18 protein-coding genes are annotated in these 21,535 nt (G+C 52.8%); 9 read left to right on the forward strand and 9 right to left on the reverse strand.

Annotated features, from left to right (window positions below):
* Positions 1-14: 14 nt before the first annotated feature.
* A complete protein-coding gene (gene caiT, locus A9587_RS08470) occupies positions 15-1,529 on the reverse strand; it encodes an L-carnitine/gamma-butyrobetaine antiporter (RefSeq protein ID WP_000650969.1) in 1,515 nt (504 codons plus the stop codon).
* Between the two features lie 472 nt (positions 1,530-2,001).
* On the opposite strand from caiT, the gene A9587_RS08475 reads away from it, so the two are divergent.
* The 8 genes from A9587_RS08475 to folA all read left to right on the forward strand — a co-directional run bounded on the left by A9587_RS08475 (position 2,002) and on the right by folA (position 9,902).
* Positions 2,002-2,772, forward strand: a complete 771-nt coding sequence (locus tag A9587_RS08475; protein WP_038354938.1) for an electron transfer flavoprotein FixA — start codon at positions 2,002-2,004, stop codon at positions 2,770-2,772.
* 14 nt (positions 2,773-2,786) lie between these two features.
* Positions 2,787-3,728, forward strand: a complete 942-nt coding sequence (locus tag A9587_RS08480; protein WP_016262856.1) for an electron transfer flavoprotein subunit alpha/FixB family protein — start codon at positions 2,787-2,789, stop codon at positions 3,726-3,728.
* 49 nt (positions 3,729-3,777) lie between these two features.
* On the forward strand, positions 3,778-5,064 hold the full coding sequence (locus tag A9587_RS08485; RefSeq protein ID WP_016249599.1) for an FAD-dependent oxidoreductase: 1,287 nt from the start codon (positions 3,778-3,780) through the stop codon (positions 5,062-5,064).
* Positions 5,061-5,348, forward strand: a complete 288-nt coding sequence (gene fixX, locus A9587_RS08490; protein WP_000203750.1) for a ferredoxin-like protein FixX — start codon at positions 5,061-5,063, stop codon at positions 5,346-5,348. The genes A9587_RS08485 and fixX overlap by 4 nt, the downstream gene beginning before the upstream one ends.
* A gap of 59 nt (positions 5,349-5,407) precedes the next feature.
* Positions 5,408-6,739 carry an MFS transporter gene (locus tag A9587_RS08495; protein WP_001183182.1) on the forward strand — a complete coding sequence of 444 codons (1,332 nt, stop codon included), beginning with the start codon at positions 5,408-5,410 and terminating at the stop codon, positions 6,737-6,739.
* A 106-nt stretch (positions 6,740-6,845) separates the two neighbouring features.
* Positions 6,846-7,376, forward strand: coding sequence for a glutathione-regulated potassium-efflux system oxidoreductase KefF (gene kefF, locus A9587_RS08500; RefSeq protein WP_000600731.1), 531 nt, complete (start codon positions 6,846-6,848; stop codon positions 7,374-7,376).
* A complete protein-coding gene (gene kefC / locus A9587_RS08505) occupies positions 7,369-9,228 on the forward strand; it encodes a glutathione-regulated potassium-efflux system protein KefC (protein ID WP_001517728.1) in 1,860 nt (619 codons plus the stop codon). The genes kefF and kefC overlap by 8 nt, the downstream gene beginning before the upstream one ends.
* Positions 9,229-9,422: 194 nt before the next feature.
* Positions 9,423-9,902, forward strand: a complete 480-nt coding sequence (folA, locus tag A9587_RS08515) for a type 3 dihydrofolate reductase (protein WP_000624377.1) — start codon at positions 9,423-9,425, stop codon at positions 9,900-9,902.
* Positions 9,903-9,979: 77 nt separating this feature from the next.
* Here the strand turns inward: folA and apaH are convergent, their stop codons facing one another.
* From apaH to lptD, 6 genes are read right to left on the reverse strand one after another with little or no spacing between them, the layout of a single operon-like run.
* Positions 9,980-10,822, reverse strand: a complete 843-nt coding sequence (gene apaH / locus A9587_RS08520) for a bis(5'-nucleosyl)-tetraphosphatase (symmetrical) ApaH (protein WP_000257165.1) — start codon at positions 10,820-10,822, stop codon at positions 9,980-9,982.
* 6 nt (positions 10,823-10,828) lie between these two features.
* A complete protein-coding gene (apaG, locus tag A9587_RS08525) occupies positions 10,829-11,206 on the reverse strand; it encodes a Co2+/Mg2+ efflux protein ApaG (RefSeq protein WP_000610905.1) in 378 nt (125 codons plus the stop codon).
* Between the two features lie 2 nt (positions 11,207-11,208).
* Positions 11,209-12,030, reverse strand: a complete 822-nt coding sequence (rsmA, locus tag A9587_RS08530) for a 16S rRNA (adenine(1518)-N(6)/adenine(1519)-N(6))-dimethyltransferase RsmA (protein WP_001042778.1) — start codon at positions 12,028-12,030, stop codon at positions 11,209-11,211.
* Entirely contained in the window at positions 12,027-13,016 is a 990-nt protein-coding gene (gene pdxA, locus A9587_RS08535) for a 4-hydroxythreonine-4-phosphate dehydrogenase PdxA (protein ID WP_016262859.1), read from the reverse strand. Before pdxA ends, rsmA begins: the two co-directional genes overlap by 4 nt.
* Positions 13,016-14,302 carry a peptidylprolyl isomerase SurA gene (surA, locus tag A9587_RS08540; RefSeq protein WP_000800488.1) on the reverse strand — a complete coding sequence of 429 codons (1,287 nt, stop codon included), beginning with the start codon at positions 14,300-14,302 and terminating at the stop codon, positions 13,016-13,018. Before surA ends, pdxA begins: the two co-directional genes overlap by 1 nt.
* A 52-nt stretch (positions 14,303-14,354) precedes the next feature.
* Positions 14,355-16,709, reverse strand: coding sequence for an LPS assembly protein LptD (lptD, locus tag A9587_RS08545; RefSeq protein WP_001517729.1), 2,355 nt, complete (start codon positions 16,707-16,709; stop codon positions 14,355-14,357).
* Positions 16,710-16,963: 254 nt separating this feature from the next.
* Here lptD and djlA point away from each other — a divergent pair, with 254 nt between their 5' ends.
* Positions 16,964-17,779: a co-chaperone DjlA gene (gene djlA, locus A9587_RS08550; protein ID WP_001200563.1), complete on the forward strand. Its 816-nt coding sequence runs from the start codon at positions 16,964-16,966 to the stop codon at positions 17,777-17,779.
* Positions 17,780-17,896: 117 nt separating this feature from the next.
* On the opposite strand, the gene rluA is transcribed toward djlA, so the two are convergent.
* Both rluA and rapA read right to left on the reverse strand, forming a co-directional pair.
* Entirely contained in the window at positions 17,897-18,556 is a 660-nt protein-coding gene (gene rluA / locus A9587_RS08555) for a bifunctional tRNA pseudouridine(32) synthase/23S rRNA pseudouridine(746) synthase RluA (RefSeq protein WP_105281911.1), read from the reverse strand.
* Positions 18,557-18,567: 11 nt separating this feature from the next.
* Positions 18,568-21,474, reverse strand: a complete 2,907-nt coding sequence (rapA, locus tag A9587_RS08560; protein WP_105281912.1) for an RNA polymerase-associated protein RapA — start codon at positions 21,472-21,474, stop codon at positions 18,568-18,570.
* Positions 21,475-21,535 lie beyond the last annotated feature (61 nt).

A 21,535-nucleotide genomic window follows, 5' to 3' on the forward strand; every position in this document is an offset into this window, starting at 1 on the left:
TATTTTGGGGGTAATTAATCTTTCCAGTTCTGTTTCGCGTCTTTAATAAAGGAGAGCGTCACCATAATGTTGACGAAGAACAGCGGGCATCCTCCGGCGATAATGGCGGTTTGAATCGGTTTCAGGCCGCCGAGCGCCAGCAGAACAATGCCGATAATGCCAACCAGAATTGACCAGCCAATGCGCACCAGCAGCGGTGGTTCTTCGCCGTCGCGCACTTCACGACAGGTGGACATCGCCAGGGTGTAAGAGCAGGCGTTAATCAGGGTGACAGTGGCAATAAAGCAGAGAATAAAGAAGCCCCACATGGTGGCGGTGCTGAGAGGCAGAGCGGCCCAGGTTTCGATGATGGCGCGAGCCACGCCGTACTGTTCGATCAGATTCGGAATGTTGATGATGTTTTTATCCATCAACAGCAGAGTATTACTACCGAGTACAGTCCACAGGATCCAGGTGGATGCTGTCAGCCCCATCACCATACCGAAGCACAGTTCACGCACGGTTCGACCACGGGAGATACGCGCCAGGAAGATGCTCATCTGGATGGCGTAAATCACCCACCATGCCCAGTAGAATACGGTCCATCCCTGCGGGAAGCCGCCTTTGCCAACGGCATCGGTATAGAACAGCATGCGCGGCAGATACATCAGCAACATCCCCACCGAGTCGGTGAAGTAGTTCATGATGAAGCTGGCACCGCTGACGATGAACACCCAGCCGAGCATCAGGAAACTCAAATAGCTGCGCACATCGCTGGCGATTTTTACCCCTTTTTGCAGACCACAGGCCACGCAGATAGCGTTGAGGATGATCCAGCAGGTAATGATAATGGCATCCAGTTGCAGGGTATGCGGAATACCAAACAGATACTGCATACACTCGGTCACCAGCGGTGTGGCAAGGCCGAGACTGGTGCCCATTGCGAAGATCAGCGCCACCAGGTAGAAGTTATCGACGATAGTACCAAACAACCCTTTGGCGTGTTTTTCACCCACCAGCGGCACCAGGGTGGAACTGGGGCGAATCACATCCATTTTGCGAACGAAGAAGAAGTACGCGAAGGCGACGGAAAGGAAACTGTAAGTCGCCCACGGTAACGGCCCCCAGTGGAACAAACTGTAGGCCAGCCCCAGCTCTTTCGCGCCAGTGGAGTTTGGCTCTAAAGCAAATGGCGGCGTGGAGATGTAGTAGTAGATCTCAATCGATCCCCAGAACAGCACGGCGGCTGACGTACAGGAGGCGAACATCATAAAGATCCAACTGGCGGTACTGAACTCGGGTGGTTCGTTACCTAAACGCTTTTTGGCATACGGGCCAAACACCAGCCAGAACCAGCCGAAAAGCATGACCACCATATACCATTCAAATGCCCATCCCCATACATTGGTGACGTAACTGAATACGGCATTAATAACGACATTCGCCGCATCCAAATCTCTGACTGTAAGCCAGCAAAGTATGCCAACGATTATTAACGGCGGAAAGAATACCTTCGGTTCTATTCCCGTTTTTCTTTTTTCATCTTTCATGAGTTAATTCCACTGTAAAAATAAATATTTATTTTACGTCCCCGTTTGTTTTATTTTTGTTAACATTTAATATAATTATTATTAACCTCGTGAACGCGTTAATGGCTAACTCATAATGGGTATTCAATTGGCTGTATTCTGTGATGGTTATCACAGGTTTTTATCGGATAAAAACAGAGTGTTTTAATTTAAATATTCGTTATTAATCAATTAAATGAGTTTGGTTTTGAGTGAAAATCCAGCATCTGACTTTCAATATTGGTGATCCATAAAACAATATTGAAAATTTCTTCTTTCAACACCGTATTTTCAATATTGGTGAGGCGCTTAACAATATTGAAAGTTGGATTTATCTACGTGTGACATTTTCAATATTGGTGATTAAAGTTTTATTCCAGAATTAAATGACGTGATATCTGTAATTAACACCACCGATATGAACGACGTTTCCTTCATGATTTCTGGAGATGCAATGAAGATTATTACTTGCTATAAGTGCGTGCCTGATGAACAGGATATTGCGATCAATAATGCTGATGGTTCATTAGATCTCAGCAAAGCCGATGCGAAAATAAGCCAATATGATCTGAACGCTATTGAAGCGGCTTGCCAGTTAAAACAGCAGGCGACTGAGGCGCAGGTGACGGCTTTAAGTGTGGGCGGCAAAGCCCTGACTAACGCCAAAGGACGTAAAGATGTGCTGTCTCGCGGCCCGGATGAACTGATTGTGGTGATTGATGACCAGTTCGAGCAGGCACTGCCGCAACAAACTGCGACTGCACTGGCTGCCGCGGCGCAGAAAGCAGGCTTTGATCTGATCCTCTGTGGTGACGGTTCTTCCGACCTTTATGCCCAGCAGGTTGGTCTGCTGGTGGGTGAAATCCTCAACATTCCGGCAGTTAACGGTGTCAGCAAAATCCTCTCCCTGACGGCAGATACCCTCACCGTTGAGCGCGAACTGGAAGATGAAACAGAAACTTTAAGCATCCCGCTGCCTGCGGTCGTTGCTGTTTCCACTGATATCAATGCCCCACAAATTCCTTCGATGAAAGCCATTCTTGGCGCGGCGAAAAAGCCAGTCCAGGTGTGGTCGGCGGCGGATATCGGTTTTAACGCACAGGCAGTCTGGTCTGAACAACAGGTTGCCGCACCGAAACAGCGCGAGCGTCAGCGCATCGTGATTGAAGGCGACGGCGAAGAACAGATCGCCGCATTTGCTGAAAATCTTCGCAAAGTCATTTAATTACAGGGGATGCTATGAACACGTTTTCTCAAGTCTGGGTATTCAGCGATACCCCTTCTCGTCTGCCGGAACTGATGAACGGCGCGCAGGCTTTAGCTCATCAAATCAATGCGTTTGTTCTGAGTGACGACGACGGCGCACAGGCAATCCAGTTTGGTGCTAATCATGTCTGGAAATTAAGCGGCAAACCGGACGATCGGATGATCGAAGATTACGCCGGAGTGATGGCAGACACCATTCGCCAGCACGGTACAGACGGTCTGGTACTACTGCCAAACACCCGTCGCGGCAAATTACTGGCGGCGAAACTGGGTTATCGCCTGAAAGCGGCGGTTTCTAACGATGCCAGCGCCGTCAGCGTGCAGGATGGTAAAGCGACGGTGAAACACATGGTTTACGGCGGCCTGGCGATTGGCGAAGAACGCATTGCCACGCCGTATGCGGTACTGACCATCAGCAGCGGCACGTTCGATGCGGCTCAGCCGGACACGTCAAGTACAGGTGAAACGCACACCGTGGAGTGGCAGTCTCCGGCTGTGGCGGTTACCCGCACGGCAACGCAGGCGCGCCAGAGCAACAGTGTCGATCTCGACAAAGCCCGTCTGGTGGTTAGCGTCGGTCGCGGCATTGGCTGCAAAGAGAACATTGCGTTGGCAGAGCAACTTTGCCAGGCGATTGGCGCGGAGTTGGCCTGTTCTCGTCCGGTGGCGGAAAACGAAAAATGGATGGAGCACGAGCGCTATGTTGGTATCTCCAACCTGATGCTGAAACCTGAACTGTACCTGGCCGTGGGGATCTCCGGGCAGATCCAGCACATGGTTGGCGCTAATGCGTCACAAACCATTTTCGCTATCAACAAAGATAAAAATGCGCCGATCTTCCAGTACGCGGATTACGGCATTGTTGGCGACGCCGTGAAGATCCTTCCGGCGCTGACGGCGGCTTTAGCGCGTTGATCTACTCTGGCAGGGCTGCTTTCGGCCCTGCCGCTGACAGGGAGTTCTTATGTCCGAAGATATCTTTGATGCCATCATCGTTGGTGCAGGGCTGGCCGGTTCGGTTGCCGCGCTGGTGCTCGCCCGCGAAGGGGCACAAGTGTTAGTTATCGAGCGTGGCAATTCCGCTGGCGCTAAGAATGTTACCGGCGGGCGTCTCTATGCCCACAGTCTGGAACACATCATTCCTGGTTTTGCCGAAAGCGCCCCCGTTGAACGCCTAATCACTCATGAAAAACTTGCGTTTATGACCGAAAAGTCAGCGATGACTATGGACTACTGCAATGGCGACGAAACCTCGCCATCCCAGCGCTCTTACTCCGTTTTACGCAGCAAATTTGATGCCTGGCTGATGGAGCAGGCCGAAGAAGCGGGCGCGCAGTTAATTACCGGAATTCGCGTCGATAACCTTGTGCAGCGCGATGGCAAAGTTGTCGGCGTAGAAGCCGATGGCGATGTGATTGAAGCGAAAACGGTGATCCTCGCTGATGGTGTGAACTCCATTCTTGCCGAAAAGCTGGGAATGGCGAAACGCGTCAAACCGACGGATGTGGCGGTTGGCGTGAAGGAATTGATCGAGTTACCGAAGTTGGTTCTCGAAGACCGTTTTCAGTTGCAGGGTAATCAGGGCGCGGCCTGCCTGTTTGCGGGGGCACCCACCGATGGCCTGATGGGCGGTGGCTTCCTTTATACCAATGAAAACACCCTGTCACTGGGGCTGGTTTGCGGCCTGCATCATCTGCATGACGCGAAGAAATCGGTGCCACAAATGCTGGAAGATTTCAAACAGCATCCGGCAGTTGCACCGCTGATCGCGGGTGGCAAGCTGGTGGAATACTCTGCTCACGTAGTGCCAGAAGCGGGTATCAACATGTTGCCGGAACTGGTTGGCGACGGCGTGCTGATTGCCGGTGATGCCGCCGGAATGTGTATGAATCTCGGCTTTACCATTCGTGGTATGGATCTGGCGATTGCCGCCGGAGAAGCAGCAGCGAAAACCGTGCTTTCAGCGATGAAAAACGACGATTTCAGTAAGCAGAAACTGGCGGAGTATCGTCAGCATCTGGAGAGTGGCCCGCTGCGCGATATGCGTATGTACCAGAAGCTACCGGCTTTTCTTGATAACCCACGTATGTTTAGCGGCTATCCGGAACTGGCGGTGGGTGTGGCGCGTGACCTGTTCACCATTGATGGCAGTGCGCCGGAACTGATGCGCAAGAAAATCCTCCGCCACAGCAAGAAAGTGGGTTTCATCAATCTGATCAAGGATGGCATGAAAGGAGTGACCGTTTTATGACTTCTCCCGTCAATGTGGACGTCAAACTGGGCGTCAATAAATTCAATGTTGATGAAGAGCATCCGCACATTGTTGTGAAGTCTGATGCCGATAAACAGGCGTTGGAACTGCTGGTGAAAGCGTGCCCGGCGGGTCTGTACAAAAAACAGGATGACGGCAGCGTACGCTTCGATTACGCCGGATGTCTGGAGTGTGGAACCTGCCGCATTCTTGGGCTGGGGTCGGCGCTGGAGCAGTGGGAATACCCGCGCGGCACCTTTGGCGTGGAGTTTCGTTACGGCTGATGTTGGTCTGATACGTAACGCCGTACTGACCCCCCATTGCTAAAAAACAGGATCAACCCATGCAACCGTCCAGAAACTTTGACGATCTCAAATTCTCCTCTATTCACCGCCGTATTTTGCTGTGGGGAAGCGGTGGCCCGTTTCTGGATGGCTATGTGTTGGTAATGATCGGCGTGGCGCTGGAGCAACTGACTCCGGCGCTAAAACTGGACGCTGACTGGATCGGCCTGCTGGGCGCGGGAACCCTCGCCGGGCTGTTCGTTGGCACATCGCTGTTTGGCTATATCTCCGATAAAGTCGGACGGCGCAAAATGTTTCTCATCGATATCATTGCTATCGGGGGGATTTCTGTTGCGACGATGTTTGTCTCATCACCTGTCGAACTGCTGGTGATGCGGGTGCTCATCGGCATTGTTATCGGCGCGGATTATCCCATCGCTACCTCGATGATCACCGAGTTCTCCAGCACCCGTCAGCGGGCGTTCTCCATCAGCTTTATCGCCGCTATGTGGTATGTCGGCGCGACCTGTGCCGATCTGGTCGGCTACTGGCTTTATGATGTGGAAGGCGGCTGGCGCTGGATGCTGGGCAGTGCGGCGATCCCGTGTTTGTTGATTTTGATTGGTCGATTCGAACTGCCCGAATCTCCCCGTTGGCTGTTGCGCAAAGGGCGAGTGAAAGAGTGCGAAGAGATGATGATCAAATTGTTTGGCGAACCGGTGGTTTTCGATGAAGAGCAGCCGCAACAAACTCGTTTTCGCGATCTGTTTAACCGCCGCCATTTTCCTTTTGTCCTGTTTGTGGCCGCCATCTGGACCTGCCAGGTGATCCCGATGTTCGCCATTTACACCTTTGGCCCACAAATCGTCGGTCTTCTGGGGTTAGGCGTCGGCAAAAACGCGGCGCTGGGAAACGTGGTGATTAGCCTGTTCTTTATGCTCGGCTGTATTCCGCCGATGCTCTGGCTGAACACTGCTGGACGACGTCCATTGTTGATCGGCAGCTTTGCCATGATGACGCTGGCATTGGCGGTTTTGGGGCTGATCCCGGATATGGGGATCTGGCTGGTGGTCATGGCGTTTGCGGTGTACGCGTTTTTCTCCGGCGGGCCAGGCAATTTGCAGTGGCTTTATCCTAATGAACTCTTCCCGACGGATATTCGCGCCTCAGCCGTGGGCGTCATTATGTCTCTGAGTCGTATCGGTACAATTATCTCAACCTGGGCGCTGCCGATCTTTATTAATAATTACGGTATCAGCAATACTATGCTGATGGGGGCGGGGATCTCGCTGTTTGGCCTGCTGATTTCTGTGGCGTTTGCTCCGGAGACGCGTGGGATGTCGTTGGCGCAGACCAGTAATATGACAATTCGCAGGCAGCGTGCAGGATAACTTATTCAGATTTCTCTCTTTTTTGAATCAATATTATTGACTATAAGCCGCGTGAATATGTGACTACACTTTGTGGAAAACAAAGGTGTAAACGCGCAGGCTAACTATGATTCTAATCATTTATGCGCATCCGTATCCGCATCATTCCCATGCGAATAAACGGATGCTTGAACAGGCAAGGACGCTGGAAGGCGTCGAAATCCGCTCTCTTTATCAACTCTATCCTGACTTCAATATCGATATAGCGGCCGAGCAGGAGGCGCTCTCTCGTGCCGATCTGATCGTCTGGCAGCACCCAATGCAGTGGTACAGCATTCCGCCGTTGCTCAAATTGTGGATCGATAAAGTCTTCTCACACGGCTGGGCTTACGGACACGGCGGTACGGCGTTGCATGGCAAACATTTGCTGTGGGCGGTGACGACTGGCGGTGGGGAAAGTCATTTTGAGATTGGTACTCATCCGGGCTTTGATGTGTTGTCGCAGCCGCTACAGGCGACGGCAATCTACTGCGGGCTGAAATGGCTGCCGCCGTTTGCCATGCACTGTACCTTTATTTGTGACGACGAAACTCTCGAAGGGCAGGCGCGCCACTATAAGCAACGTCTGCTGGAATGGCAGGAGGCACATCATGGATAGTCATACGCTGATTCAGGCGCTGATTTATCTCGGTTCGGCGGCGCTGATTGTGCCGATTGCAGTACGTCTCGGTCTTGGTTCGGTACTTGGCTACCTGATTGCAGGTTGCATTATTGGCCCGTGGGGGCTGCGGCTGGTGACCGATGCTGAATCTATTCTGCACTTTGCCGAAATCGGCGTGGTGCTGATGCTGTTTATCATCGGTCTCGAACTCGACCCACAAAGGCTGTGGAAGCTGCGGGCGGCAGTATTCGGCGGTGGCGCATTGCAGATGGTGGTTTGCGGCGGCCTGCTGGGGCTGTTCTGCATGTTACTCGGTATGCGCTGGCAGGTGGCAGAACTGATTGGCATGACGCTGGCGCTCTCATCAACGGCGATTGCCATGCAGGCGATGAATGAACGCAACCTGACGGTGACGCAAATGGGGCGCAGTGCCTTTGCGGTGCTGCTGTTCCAGGATATCGCGGCGATCCCGCTGGTGGCGATGATCCCCTTGCTGGCGGCGAGCAGTGCCTCGACTACGCTAGGTGCATTTGCCTTGTCAGCGTTAAAAGTGGCGGGCGCGCTGGTGCTGGTGGTATTACTGGGGCGCTATGTTACGCGTCCGGCGCTGCGTTTTGTTGCCCGCTCTGGCTTGCGGGAAGTGTTTAGTGCAGTGGCTTTATTCCTCGTGTTTGGCTTCGGTTTGCTGCTGGAAGAGGTTGGTCTGTCGATGGCGATGGGCGCGTTTCTGGCGGGCGTGCTGCTGGCAAGCTCGGAATATCGTCATGCGCTGGAAAGCGATATCGAACCGTTCAAAGGCTTGTTGTTAGGGTTGTTTTTTATCGGTGTTGGGATGTCGATAGACTTTGGCACGCTGATTGAAAACCCGTTGCGCATTGTCATTCTGCTGTTCGGTTTCCTCATCATCAAGATTGCCATGCTGTGGCTGATTGCCAGACCGTTGCAGGTGCCGAATAAACAGCGTCGCTGGTTTGCGGTGCTGTTAGGGCAGGGCAGTGAGTTTGCCTTTGTGGTGTTTGGCGCGGCGCAAATGGCGAATGTGCTGGAGCCGGAGTGGGCGAAATCATTGACCCTGGCGGTGGCGCTGTCGATGGCAGCAACGCCGATTTTGCTGGTGATCCTCAACCGTCTTGAGCAATCCGGCACTGAAGAGGCGCGCGAAGCTGATGAGATCGACGAAGAACAGCCGCGGGTGATTGTTGCCGGATTCGGGCGTTTTGGTCAGATCACCGGACGTTTGCTGCTCTCCAGCGGAGTGAAAATGGTTGTGCTCGATCATGATCCTGACCATATAGAAACGTTGCGCAAATTTGGCATGAAGGTGTTTTACGGCGATGCCACGCGGATGGATTTGCTGGAATCTGCCGGAGCGGCGAAAGCGGAAGTGCTGATTAATGCCATTGACGATCCGCAAACCAACCTGCAACTGACGGAGATGGTGAAAGAACATTTTCCGCATCTGCAGATTATTGCCCGCGCCCGTGATGTCGATCACTACATTCGTTTGCGCCAGGCTGGCGTGGAAAGGCCAGAGCGTGAAACCTTTGAGGGAGCGCTCAAAACCGGGCGTCTGGCGCTGGAAAGTTTAGGCCTGGGGCCATATGAAGCGCGAGAACGTGCTGATGTGTTCCGCCGCTTTAATATTCAAATGGTGGAAGAGATGGCGATGGGCGAAAACGACACCAAAGCCCGCGCGGCAGTCTATAAACGCACCAGCGCGATGTTAAGCGAAATCATTACTGAAGACCGGGAACATCTGTCATTAATTCAACGGCATGGCTGGCAGGGAACCGAAGAAGGGAAACATACCGGCAACATGGCGGATGAGCCAGAAACTAAGCCGTTGTAATCAAAAAGTGTGATGTGTCGCATGCTTTACAACTAACTGTTTGTTTTTGCGCAACTGTAATGCGGCGAGTCCAGGGACATAGCGTGGACTCGCCAGCAAAATAAAAATTTTCCTCAACATCATCCTCTCGCCAGTCGACGAAGGTTTACGCTTTACGTATAGTGACGACAATTTTTTTTATCGGGAAATCATCAATGATCAGTTTGATTGCGGCGCTAGCGGTAGATCGCGTTATCGGCATGGAAAACGCCATGCCGTGGAATCTGCCTGCCGATCTCGCCTGGTTTAAACGTAACACCTTAAATAAACCTGTGATTATGGGTCGCCATACCTGGGAATCCATTGGTCGCCCGTTACCTGGACGCAAGAATATTGTCATTAGCAGCCAGCCGGGTACGGATGATCGCGTAATGTGGGTGAAATCGGTTGATGAAGCCATCGCTGCCTGTGGTGACGTACCGGAGATTATGGTGATTGGCGGCGGTCGCGTATACGAGCAGTTTCTGCCGAAAGCGCAAAAACTGTATCTGACGCATATCGATGCGGAAGTAGAAGGCGACACCCATTTCCCGGATTACGAGCCGGATGACTGGGAATCGGTGTTCAGCGAGTTCCACGACGCCGATGCGCAGAACTCTCACAGCTATTGCTTTGAGATTCTGGAACGGCGGTAAGTTTGTATAGAATTGACGGCTAGTGCCGGATGCGACGCCGGTCGCGTCTTATCCGGCCTTCCTGTATCAGGCTGTGTTTAAGACGCCGCCGCTTCCCCCATATCCTTGTGCCGGTTCGACGGCTGGACAAAATACTGCTTATCTTCCCAGCGCAGGCAGGTTAATGAACCGCCCCAGCAGCAACCGGTATCCAGCGCGTAAATGCCTTCCGGTGTGCCTTTTCCTTCCAGCGATGCCCAGTGACCAAACACAATGTTGTACTCTTCGCTAACTGGCCCAGGAATGGTAAACCACGGTTTCAACGGTGCAGGTGCGTCTTCCGGCGACTCTTTGCTGTACATATCCAGTTGACCGTTCGGGAAGCAAAAACGCATCCGGGTAAATGCGTTGGTGATAAAACGCAGTCGCGCCAGACCACGTAACTCTGGCGTCCAGTTGTTCGGCATGTCGCCGTACATGGCGTCAAGGAAGAAAGGATAGGAGTCACTCGACAACACCGCTTCTACGTCGTGAGCACACTCTTTGGCGGTCTCTAAGTCCCATTGCGGCGTGATCCCCGCATGGGCCATCACCAGTTTTTTCTCTTCGTCGATTTGCAGTAAAGGCTGACGGCGTAGCCAGTTAAGTAACTCGTCGGCGTCAGGTGCTTCCAGTAAAGGAGTCAGGCGATCTTTCGGCTTGTTGCGGCTGATTCCGGCGAATACCGCCAGAAGGTGTAAATCGTGATTGCCCAGTACCAGACGCACGCTGTCACCTAATGATTTCACGTAGCGCAGGACATCCAGCGAACCAGGGCCGCGCGCGACCAGGTCGCCCGTCAGCCAGAGGGTATCTTTCCCAGGGGTAAATTCTATTTTGTGTAGCAATGCGATCAGTTCATCGTAACAGCCATGAACATCGCCAATAAGGTATGTCGCCATATTATTTTAATGAATGAGTATTGGAACGGAGAGTCGGAATACGGGAATATCGATGCTGAACGGAACGCCGTTTTCATCGATCATTTCGTAGTGACCCTGCATGGTGCCCATCGGTGTTTCGATAATCGCACCGCTGGTGTACTGGTACTCTTCGCCAGGGGCGATATGTGGCTGGACGCCCACCACACCTTCGCCCTGGACTTCGGTTTCACGGCCATTGCCGTTAGTGATCAGCCAGTAACGTCCCAACAACTGCACTGGCGCTCGCCCCAGGTTGCGTATGGTTACAGTATAAGAAAAAACGTAACGCTCATTATCAGGTGAAGACTGCGCTTCAATGTAAACACTTTGAACCTGAATACACACTCGGGGCGAATTGATCATCGTTAACTCTCCTGCAAAGGCGCGTTCTCCGCCAGATAGTTCGCCATCTGGCAATATTGCGCGACAGAGATGTTTTCCGCTCGCATCGCCGGGTCGATGCCCATTCCTGTTAACACCTCGACGCTAAACAGATTGCCGAGACTGTTACGAATGGTTTTACGACGCTGGTTAAAGGCTTCGGTGGTGATACGGCTTAACACGCGAACATCTTTAACCGGGTAAGGCATCGTTGCATGAGGAACCAGGCGCACGACGGCGGAATCCACTTTTGGTGGTGGTGTAAAGGCTGATGGCGGTACTTCCAGCACCGGGATCACGTTGCAATAATATTGCGCCATGACGCTTAATCGACCATACGCTTTGCTGTTCGGTCCTGCAACCAGACGATTCACCACCTCTTTTTGCAACATAAAGTGCATGTCGGCAATGGCATCAGTATAGCTAAACAGATGGAACATCAACGGTGTGGAGATGTTATATGGCAGGTTACCGAAAACACGTAGCGGCTGACCCATTTTCTCGGCCAGTTCACCGAAGTTAAAGGTCATTGCATCCTGCTGATAAATCGTCAGTTTCGGGCCTAAGAACGGATGCGTTTGCAGACGTGCCGCCAGATCGCGGTCAAGTTCGATGACCGTCAGTTGATCCAGACGCTCACCGACAGGCTCGGTCAACGCTGCCAGACCGGGGCCGATTTCGACCATCGCCTGACCCTTCTGCGGGTTAATGGCAGAAACAATGCTGTCGATCACGAACTGATCGTTGAGAAAGTTTTGCCCGAAGCGTTTACGGGCTAAGTGGCCCTGGTGGACTCGTTTATTCATTGGGTATTAACAATCATTTTGATGGCGAGATTAAGCGCCGTAATAAAACTGCCGACATCAGCTTTGCCACGTCCCGCCAGTTCCAGCGCGGTGCCGTGGTCAACAGATGTGCGAATAAAGGGCAGGCCCAGCGTAATGTTCACACCGCGCCCGAAGCCCTGGTATTTTAGCACGGGAAGACCCTGATCGTGGTACATCGCCAGCACCGCGTCGGCGTTGTCGAGATATTTAGGCTGAAACAGGGTATCGGCAGGCAGCGGCCCGTTGAGTTTCATCCCCTGCGCCCGTAACTCGTCGAGCACTGGAATGATGGTGTCTATCTCTTCCGTGCCCATATGACCGCCTTCGCCCGCGTGCGGATTCAGGCCACAGACCAGAATCTGCGGTTCGGCAATGCCAAATTTCGTACGCAAATCGTGATGTAAAATAGCAATCACTTCGTGCAGAAGTTGTGGGGTGATGGCGTCAGCAATATCGCGCAGCGGTAAATGCGTGGTTGCCAGCGCGACGCGAAGTTCTTCGGTCGCCAGCATCATCACCACTTTTTTCGCCTGCGAGCGTTCTTCGAAAAACTCGGTATGACCGGTAAACGGAATACCGGCGTCGTTAATGACGCCTTTATGCACCGGCCCGGTGATCAGCGCGGCAAATTCACCGTTCAGGCAGCCATCGCACGCTCGCGCCAGCGTCTCCACCACATAATGCCCATTTTCAACCGCTAATTGACCCACAGTTACAGATGCACGTAGCGCGACAGGAAGCAGCGTTAATGTGCCCGCAGTTTGCGGTTGCGCAGGGGAGTTGGGGGAATAAGGGCGGAGGGTAAGCGGCAAACCGAGCATCGCTGCCCGGTCGGTAAGGAGAGTGGTATCGGCACAAACAACCAGTTCGACCGGCCACTCACGTTGTGCAAGCTGGACAACTAAGTCCGGGCCAATCCCGGCTGGCTCGCCGGGAGTGATCACAACACGTTGGGTTTTAACCATTAGTTGCTCAAAATTTTCACATAGGCGCTGGCGCGTTGTTCCTGCATCCAGCTTGCTGCTTCTTCCGAGAACTTACGGTTCATCAGCATCCGGTAAGCACGATCTTTCTGCGCCGCATCGGTTTTATCAACATTACGGGTATCCAGCAGTTCGATTAAATGCCAGCCGAATGAAGAGTGAACCGGTGCGCTCATTTGACCTTTGTTCAGACGGGTCAGCGCGTCACGGAAGGCCGGATCAAAAATATCTGGCGTAGCCCAGCCGAGATCGCCGCCCTGGTTAGCAGAGCCGGGATCCTGGGAGAACTCTTTCGCCGCAGCGGCAAACGTGGTTTTGCCACTCTTGATATCGGCAGCAATCTGTTCCAGTTTCACGCGGGCCTGTTCGTCAGTCATGATCGGAGATGGTTTCAGCAGAATATGGCGAGCGTGTACTTCGGTCACCGAGATATTTTTGCTTTCGCCGCGCAGGTCGTTAACTTTCAGAATGTGGAAGCCGACGCCGGAACGAATCGGACCAACAATATCGCCTTTCTTCGCGGTACTTAATGCCTGGGCGAAAATCCCTGGCAGTTCCTGAATGCGGCCCCAGCCCATCTGGCCACCGTTCAGCGCCTGCTGATCGGCAGAGTGAGCGATCGCCAGCTTACCGAAATCAGCGCCGTTACGAGCCTGATCGACAATGGCGCGCGCCTGCGTTTCCGCTTCGTTCACCTGCTCAGAAGACGGATTTTCCGGCAGCGGGATCAGGATGTGGCTCAAGTTCAGTTCAGTGCTGGCATCATTCTGATTACCGACCTGCTGCGCCAGAGCTTCAACTTCCTGCGGCAGGATAGTGATGCGACGACGTACTTCGTTGTTACGCACTTCAGAGATAATCATCTCTTTGCGGATCTGGTTACGATAGGTGTTGTAGTTCAGTCCATCGTAGGCCAGACGGCTGCGCATCTGATCCAGCGTCATGTTGTTCTGTTTGGCAATGTTAGCAATCGCCTGATCGAGCTGCTCATCGGAGATTTTTACTCCCATTTTCTGCCCCATCTGCAGGAGGATTTGATCCATGATCAAACGCTCCATGATTTGGTGGCGCAGTGTCGCGTCATCAGGAAGTTGCTGCCTTGCCTGGGCGGCATTCATTTTTACCGACTGCATTAATCCATCAACGTCGCTTTCCAGCACGACGCCGTTATTGACGACGGCTGCGACTTTATCGACTACCTGGGGGGCAGCGAAACTGGTATTCGCGATCATCGCGATACCGAGAAGCAGCGTTTTCCAGTTCTTCATACTTTTTCCATTTCAATTAACCGCACTGCGGATTACGTGGTAAATCAACAAATCACAAAGAGTTTTGATACGGCAGAATGTTCGAACGTAGCATCTCTTGCGTACCCAGACCGTAGTTGGAACTCAGGCCGCGCAGTTCGATGTTAAAGCCGATTGCGTTGTCATATACCGCATGTTGTTTATCGTTATCCCAACCGTTCAGCTTCCGCTCGTAACCGACGCGAATCGCATAGCAGCAGGAGCTGTATTGCACACCTAACATTGAGTCGGCCTGCTTGTTCGCATTGGTATCGTAGTAGTAGGCTCCAACGATTGACCAACGATCGGCAATCGGCCAACTGGCGACGGCACCTACCTGCGAAATACCGTTCTTATACTGTTCGGCAGTGGAATAGTATTTAGGCAATGTAGCCTGAATATATTCCGGGCTGGCGTAACGGTAGTTGAACTGCACCAGACGGTCTTCATCCCGACGGTATTCAATGCTGGAGCTACTGGTTGCTACGTTATCCAGACGAGTATCGTACTGAATCCCGCCACGCAGCCCCCAACGCTCGGAGATGCGCCAGTAAGTATCGCCTGCCCATACCAGTGAGCCAGTTTTGTCGTCATTCTCCCATTTTATGTTGTCATCGCCGGTGCGAGACTCCGTGAAATAGTAGATTTGACCAACGGAAATATTAAAACGTTCAACGGCAGCATCATCATATATGCGAGATGTGACACCGGTCGTCACCTGGTTAGCGGAAGAAATACGGTCAAGACCGCCGTAAGTCCGGTCCCGGAACAGGCCCGAGTAGTCGGATTGCAACAAAGCAGAATCGTAGTTGTAGATATCGCTCTGATCGCGATACGGCACGTACAGATATTGCGCGCGCGGTTCCAGCGTTTGGGTGTAACCCGGTGCCAGCATTTCCATATCGCGTTCAAAGACCATTTTGCCGTCAACTTTGAATTGCGGCATCACACGGTTAACGGATTCGTCCAGCTTGGTCGTGTTTCTGGAGTTATACCAGTCAAGATTGGTTTGCTGATAATGGGTTGCCAGCAACTTCGCTTCGGTATTGATGCTGCCCCAGTTATTAGAGAGCGGCAAATTGATGGTCGGTTCCAGGTGAACACGGGTTGCTTCAGGCATGTCGTCTCTGGTGTTAACAAAGTGCACTGCCTGGCCGTAAATACGCGTATCAAACGGACCAACATCATTCTGGTAGTAGTTAACGTCTAACTGCGGCTCTGCCGAGTAGCTACTGGTGTTTTGCTCGCTGAAGACCTGGAACTGCTTGGTTGAAACGGTGGCATTGAAGTTTTGCACCGCATAGCCAACGCTGAATTTTTGCGTTGCGTAACCATCAGTACTGGAACCGTACTTGTTATCGAAGTCATTGAAATAGGTAGGGTCGCTAACTTTGGTGTAGTCGATGTTAAAGCGCCACACCTGATCCATGACCCCGGAGTGTTGCCAGTAGAACAACCAACGACGTGAATTGCTATCTTCTGGATGTTCATCTTCATAGACTTTATCCGAAGGTAGATAGTCCAGCTCCATCAAGCCAGCACCCGCCTGGGTGAGATAACGGAATTCGTTTTCCCACATAATGTTGCCACGACGATGCATATAATGCGGCGTGATGGTGGCATCCATATTTGGCGCGATGTTCCAGTAATATGGCAGGTAGAACTCAAAATAGTTGGTAGATGTGTACTTGGCGTTCGGGATCAAGAAACCTGAACGGCGTTTGTCACCCACCGGTAACTGCAGATACGGGCTATAAAAGATCGGAACCGGACCCACTTTAAAGCGGGCGTTCCAGATCTCTGCGACTTGTTCTTCGCGGTCATGAATAATTTCGCTACCTACCACGCTCCATGTATCAGAACCAGGCAGACAGGAGGTAAAGCTACCGTTATCCAGAATGGTGTAGCGGTTTTCGCCACGCTGTTTCATCAGGTCCGCTTTACCGCGCCCCTGGCGACCCACCATCTGGTAATCACCTTCCCAGACGTTGGTATCTTTGGTGTTCAGATTCGTCCAACCTTTCGGCCCCTTGAGGATCACCTGGTTATCGTCGTAATGGACGTTACCGAGCGCATCAACGGTACGTACAGGTTCCGGTTGTCCTGGTGCCTCTTTTTGATGGAGCTGCACTTCGTCGGCCTGCAGACGGCTGTTACCCTGCATGATATCCACGCTGCCAGTAAACACGGCGTCATCGGGGTAATTCCCCTTTGCATGGTCAGCATTAATCGTCACGGGTAAGTCGTTAGTATCGCCCTGTACCAGAGGACGGTCATAGCTTGGCACGCCCAACATACACTGTGAGGCGAGGTCGGCTGCCAGTCCCTGTTGACTATAAAGGGCGGTGGCAATCATGGTGGCCAGGAGAGTGGGGATACGTTTTTTCATACGTTGATTTTATTGTTCCATCATCGGTAACGTTGCGCGTGACAAACGGTCAGAGACTAACGTACTCGTCATCTCTACGCTAGTGTTAATCCTGTCCGAATAGCGTCAGTGGTGTTAGGCACGGCATTGAATGACAGGTATGATAATGCAAATTATAGGCGATGTCCCACAATTGACCGCAGCCGGAAAACGGTAAAAGCACCTTTATATTGTGGGAGATAGCCCTGATATCCGTCTGTCGATTTGGGGAATATATGCAGTATTGGGGAAAAATCATTGGCGTGGCCGTGGCCTTACTGATGGGCGGCGGCTTTTGGGGCGTTATATTAGGTCTGTTAATCGGCCATATGTTTGATAAAGCCCGTGGCCGCAAAATGGCGTGGTTCGCCAACCAGCGTGAGCGTCAGGCGCTGTTTTTTGCCACCACGTTTGAAGTGATGGGGCATTTAACCAAATCCAAAGGACGTGTTACTGAGGCTGATATTCATGTCGCCACATTGCTCATGGATCGGATGAATTTACACGGCGCTTCCCGTACAGCGGCGCAAAATGCGTTCCGGGTCGGAAAATCAGACAATTACCCACTGCGCGAAAAGATGCGACAGTTTCGCAGTGTCTGCTTTGGTCGTTTTGACTTAATTCGTATGTTTCTGGAGATCCAGATTCAGGCGGCGTTTGCCGATGGTTCGCTGCATCCAAATGAACGCGCAGTGCTGTATGTGATTGCCGAAGAGTTAGGGATCTCCCGCGCCCAGTTTGACCAGTTCTTGCGTATGATGCAGGGCGGTGCGCAGTTTGGTGGCGGTTATCAGCAACAGTCTGGCGGTGGCAACTGGCAGCAGGCGCAACGAGGCCCGACGCTGGAAGATGCCTGTAATGTGCTGGGTGTGAAGCCGACGGATGAGGCGACCACCATTAAACGTGCCTACCGTAAGCTAATGAGCGAACATCATCCGGATAAGCTGGTGGCGAAAGGTCTACCGCCGGAGATGATGGAGATGGCGAAACAGAAAGCACAGGAAATTCAGCAAGCGTATGAGCTGATTAAGCAGCAGAAAGGATTTAAATAAGTTTCAAATTGTAGGCCTGATAAGACGCTGCCCGCGTCGCATCAGGCAATCGGCGCAAAATTGCCGGATGCGGCGTGAACGCCTTCTCCGGCCTACCGAACTTCGCCAGCGTGACGATTAAAAATCCGCTGGCGCTTTAAACGTCATACTATTGCCATATGCCGGATGGGTAATCGTCAACATCTCTGCATGTAACAATAACCGCGGTGCCATCGCTCTCGCTTCTGGTGAAGCATAAAAACGATCGCCAAGAATCGGATGACCCAGCGCCAGCATATGCACACGTAGCTGATGAGAACGTCCGGTAATCGGCTTTAACACCACTCTTGCGGTGTTATCCGCCGCATACTCCACCACTTCATATTCCGTCTGCGCAGGCTTACCCGTTTCGTAACAGACTTTCTGTTTCGGGCGGTTTGGCCAGTCGCAAATCAGTGGCAGATCGACCAGACCTTCGGCGGGGGATGGATGCCCCCAGACGCGAGCCACATACTGCTTTTTCGGCTCGCGCTCGCGGAACTGACGTTTTAATTCTCGCTCCGCGGCTTTAGTCAGCGCCACTACAATCACGCCGCTGGTGACCATATCCAGGCGATGTACCGATTCCGCCTGCGGATAATCACGCTGAATGCGCGTCATCACGCTGTCTTTGTGCTCCTCCAGACGCCCCGGCACAGACAACAACCCACTCGGCTTGTTGACCACCATAATGTGATCATCCTGATACAGGACAACCAGCCAGGGTTCCTGCGGCGGATTGTAGTTTTCCATCCCCATCTTCGGCTCCGTTACTGATGCGTTACAACGATCAAACGCAGGGCATCCAGACGCCAGCCTGCCTGATCCAGACTTTCCATAACCTGCTGACGGTTGCTCTCAATGGCAGCCAGTTCGTCGTCACGAATGTTCGGGTTAACCGCACGCAGTGCTTCCAGGCGCGACAGTTCCGCAGACAGTTTTTCGTCGGCTTCGTTACGTGCCGCATCAATCAATGCACGGGCAGACTTCTCAATCTGCGCTTCGCCCAGTTGCAGAATGGCGTGAACCTCTTGCTGCACAGTGTTAACCAGCTTGCTACCGGTGTGGCGATTCACTGCGTTAAGCTGACGGTTGAAGGTTTCAAACTCTACCTGCGCCGCCAGGTTGTTGCCGTTTTTATCCAGCAGCATACGCACTGGTGTCGGCGGCAGGAAGCGGTTGAGTTGCAACTGCTTCGGTGCCTGTGCTTCAACCACGTAAATCAGCTCCAGCAACAGCGTGCCTACAGGCAGCGCTTTGTTTTTTAGCAGCGAAATCGTGCTACTGCCGGTATCGCCAGAAAGGATCAGATCCAGACCGTTGCGGATCAGCGGATGCTCCCAGGTAATAAACTGTGCATCTTCACGCGCCAGCGCTACTTCACGGTCGAAGGTGATGGTAATACCGTCTTCCGACAAACCCGGGAAGTCCGGCACCAGCATATGATCGGAAGGCGTCAGTACGATCAGGTTGTCGCCACGATCGTCCTGGTTGATACCAATAATATCGAACAGGTTCATGGCGAAGGCGATCAGGTTGGTATCGTCATCCTGTTCTTCAATGCTTTCAGCCAGCGCCTGGGCTTTTTCGCCGCCGTTGGAATGGATCTCCAGCAGACGGTCACGGCCCTGCTCCAGTTGCGCTTTCAGGGCTTCATGTTGCTCGCGGCAATTTTTGATCAACTCATCAAAGCCTTCGGTTTGATCCGGTGAAGCCAGGTAGTTAATCAGATCGTTGTACACACTATCGTAGATAGCGCGTCCGGTCGGGCAGGTGTGCTCGAATGCATCCAGACCTTCGTGATACCAGCGCACCAGTACCGACTGGGCTGTTTTCTCCAGATAAGGTACGTGGATCTGAATATCGTGCGCCTGACCGATACGATCCAGACGACCAATACGCTGTTCCAGCAGATCCGGGTTGAACGGCAGATCGAACATCACCATGTGGCTGGCGAACTGAAAGTTACGCCCTTCAGAACCGATTTCTGAGCACAGCAGTACCTGCGCGCCGGTGTCTTCTTCTGCAAACCAGGCGGCAGCGCGGTCACGTTCGATAATCGACATGCCTTCGTGGAACACGGCTGCGCGGATACCTTCACGCTCGCGCAGTACCTGCTCCAGTTGCAGCGCGGTGGCAGCTTTGGCGCAGATCACCAGCACTTTCTGCGAGCGGTGGCTGGTCAGGTAGCCCATCAACCACTCAACGCGCGGATCGAAGTTCCACCAGGTGGCGTTATCGCCTTCAAATTCCTGATAAATACGTTCCGGGTAGAGCATATCGCGAGCGCGATCTTCCGCACTCTTACGTGCGCCCATAATGCCGGACACTTTAATTGCCGTCTGATACTGCGTCGGCAGCGGCAGCTTAATGGTGTGCAGTTCGCGTTTCGGGAAGCCTTTTACGCCATTACGCGTGTTACGGAACAGCACGCGGCTGGTGCCGTGGCGATCCATCAGCATGGAAACCAGCTCCTGACGGGCGCTCTGGGCATCTTCACTGTCGCTGTTTGCGGCCTGCAATAGCGGTTCGATGTCCTGCTCGCCAATCATTTCACCTAACATGTTCAGCTCGTCGTTGCTCAGTTTGTTACCAGCCAGCAGCATGGCAACGGCATCGGCCACCGGACGATAATTTTTTTGCTCTTCAACGAATTGCGCGAAATCGTGGAAACGGTTCGGGTCCAGCAGACGCAGGCGGGCAAAGTGGCTTTCCATCCCCAGTTGTTCCGGGGTTGCGGTCAGCAGCAGAACGCCAGGCACATGCTCTGCCAGTTGTTCAATGGCCTGATATTCACGGCTCGGCGCATCTTCGCTCCACACCAGGTGGTGCGCTTCATCGACAACCAGAAGATCCCATTCGGCTTCGCACAGATGTTCCAGACGCTGTTTGCTGCGGCGGGCAAAATCTAGCGAGCAAATCACCAGTTGTTCGGTATCGAACGGGTTGTAGGCGTCGTGCTGGGCTTCGGCGTAACGCTCGTCATCAAACAGCGCAAAACGCAGGTTGAAGCGGCGCAGCATTTCTACCAGCCACTGATGTTGCAAGGTTTCCGGCACGATAATCAGCACACGCTCGGCAGCGCCAGACAGTAGTTGCTGATGCAGGATCATCCCGGCTTCAATGGTTTTCCCTAAACCGACTTCGTCAGCCAGCAGGACACGCGGCGCATGGCGGCGGCCGACATCATGCGCGATGTTGAGCTGATGCGGGATCAGGCTGGTACGCTGACCGCGCAGGCCGCTGTACGGCATACGGAACTGTTCGCTGGAATACTTACGCGCGCGATAACGCAACGCAAAGCGGTCCATACGGTCAATCTGCCCGGCAAACAGACGATCCTGCGGTTTGCTGAACACCAGCTTGCTATCAAGGAAAACTTCACGCAGAGCCACGCCGGACTCTTCGGTATCCAGGCGAGTACCGATATAGGTCAGCAAGCCATTTTCTTCTTTTACTTCTTCGACTTGCATCTGCCAGCCGTCATGGCTGGTAATGGTATCACCGGGGTTGAACATCACGCGGGTCACGGGAGAATCACTGCGTGCATACAGACGGTTTTCACCAGTAGATGGGAAAAGTAAAGTGACAGTTCGCGCATCCACCGCGACAACGGTTCCAAGTCCTAATTCGCTTTCTGTATCGCTGATCCAGCGTTGACCAAGTGTAAAAGGCATATGTGTTTGGCTCTATATCTTTAATTGCAGGCAATAACTACCCGCTACCAGGCTAATGCGG

Origin of the sequence: Escherichia sp. MOD1-EC6162 (assembly GCF_002965125.1) — a bacterium.
Taxonomy (GTDB): domain Bacteria; phylum Pseudomonadota; class Gammaproteobacteria; order Enterobacterales; family Enterobacteriaceae; genus Escherichia; species Escherichia marmotae.